Genomic DNA, 2043 nt, shown 5'->3' with positions numbered 1-2043 from the left:
GCAGGCAAAAATCCCATTGCCGAAGGCAATTTTCAATGGATTTTTGCCCGTAACTGTGAGGGTACTGAACAGTTACGTATAATGTAACGAGTGCAAGAGAGCCAAAAGCATGCTTGCATGCTTCTGGCGAACGACGAGGTAATCGAGTGACGAAGTCACGAGTAACGAGAGCCTGAAAGAAATGGAGCAGAATTTATGAATGATAATCAGGTTAAGGCGGTTATGATTGCGGTGGCAATAGTGATCGCTTTGACTGCTGCAGTGAAAATCCGGCGTGGGCTGAGGCGCTTTTTCAATTCGGCAGAGGTGCGCCTGGTCCGGGAACTGGCCCGCAGCGTGCAGAATGGGGAATTGCAGCAGGAAGAACCGCCCAAATCCCTTGGTGGCATGACCAGCATTTATCTGCCTCAGATTCTGCGGGATTTTCCGGAATTTAACTGGGAGGAGCTGCGGGCTGAGGCAGAACGGTCTGTGCGGGAATTACTTGAAACGAAAAATGTGCGCACGGCCGGAGTGGTCCGCATTCATAAAACGGTGATCAGTCGTTACCAAAAGTATCGTGGGACGGCCAGTATCCTTTGTGAAACAGCGGCAGAATACTGGATGGAGACAGAAAGTCAGAGAAATGGGAAAGCTGTTGCGTGTAATGTGCGCCAAAGCGCAAAAGAACGGAGTGGACAGAATGGCACAGTGCAGCAGATTCGTAAGAAACAGACGGTCTGTGAAGCAGAGTTGATTTATGTGTATGATTCGTCTATGTCCGGGACGGCTGCTTCGCTGGTGTGTCCAAACTGCGGTGCGCCCGTGGAACAGCTTGGTGCAAAACAGTGTCGTTACTGTGGTTCAATTCTGGAGGTATCCGGGGCAAAAGCATGGAAAATTCAGAATGTCCGGGAGCGGAATTAAGGATAGATAATAGAAACGAAAAAATCCGGTATATTGATTCCGGGAGCAGCTCACGCTATAATAAGAAAGCGTGACAGAACAGGAAAAGAGAAAGAGCAGGGCAGGAGACGCTGCCCGAATGGAAGGAATTGAAATGACAGATTTAAATTTTAAACCAGTTGAAGCGGAAGACATGAAGGTGCTGGCGCCTTATTTTGGCCTGCGCCCGAATAAGACCTGTGACAGTGTGCCACTGGATAGCTTCATCTGGAGAAAATATTATCATGTGCAGTATGCCATTCATGAGAATAAGGCGCTTTTATGGCTGATGAAGGAAGAAGGCGTGATGCACAGTGCCATGCCACTTTGCAAAGAGGAAGACCTGAAAAAATATTTTGACATGACCGTGGAGTATTTTAACCAAGTGCTCCATATTCCGTTAAAGATTTATCTGGCGGATGAGGAAGCGGTGGAGTATCTTCATCTGAAGGAATCCGATGACTTTGTAGTAACGGAGCAGGAGGATTTGAAGGATTATCTGTATGACGGCGAGGCTATGCGGAAGCTTTCCGGAAAGAAGCTTCACAAGAAGAAAAATCATCTGAATGCGTTTCTGAAAGAATATGAGGGCCGTTATGAGTTCCGCCGTCTCTGCTGTGCAGACCGGGATGATGTATGGCGCTTCCTGGACCGTTGGAGAGAGCGCAAGGGTGATGAGGTAGAGGAGCATCTGGATTATGAAGTAGAGGGAATCCACGAGATTCTGAAACAGTGTCTGGATCTGGATATCCGCATGTCGGGGGTGTACATTGACGGAAAGCTGGAGGCCTTTACCATCGGAAGCTACAATCCGGCGGAAAATATGGCAGTCATTCACATTGAAAAGGCGAACCCGGAGATTCGTGGTCTGTATCAGTTCATCAACCAGCAGTTCCTGGTACAGGAATTTCCGAATGTGACGCTGGTAAACCGGGAAGATGACCTGGGGCAGGAGGGACTGCGCCATGCCAAGATGTCTTACAATCCGTGCGGATTTGCAAGAAAATATCTGGTGCAGCAGAAAAACTTTAAATAAGATCTGAGGTAACTGTTCAGTAGGTCTGCGCATTCACTGCGCTGACCGTATGAAAACATGGGCTTGCAGGCAAAAATCCCATT

The 2043-nt window shown here is 48.2% G+C and carries 2 protein-coding genes; both read left to right on the top strand.

The features are described 5' to 3' along the window. Positions 1 to 195 precede the first annotated feature (195 nt). Positions 196 to 906, top strand: a complete 711-nt coding sequence (locus WMO41_RS15765; protein ID WP_349230586.1) for a zinc ribbon domain-containing protein — start codon at positions 196 to 198, stop codon at positions 904 to 906. A gap of 118 nt (positions 907 to 1024) precedes the next feature. After that, complete coding sequence (locus WMO41_RS15760) at positions 1025 to 1960, top strand: DUF2156 domain-containing protein (protein WP_349230585.1); 936 nt, start codon at positions 1025 to 1027, stop codon at positions 1958 to 1960. The last annotated feature ends 83 nt before the right edge of the window (positions 1961 to 2043 follow it).

This window comes from Ventrimonas faecis (genome assembly GCF_040096075.1).
GTDB lineage: Bacteria > Bacillota > Clostridia > Lachnospirales > Lachnospiraceae > Brotaphodocola > Brotaphodocola faecis.
This window is presented reverse-complemented; position numbering and strand designations above follow the sequence as displayed.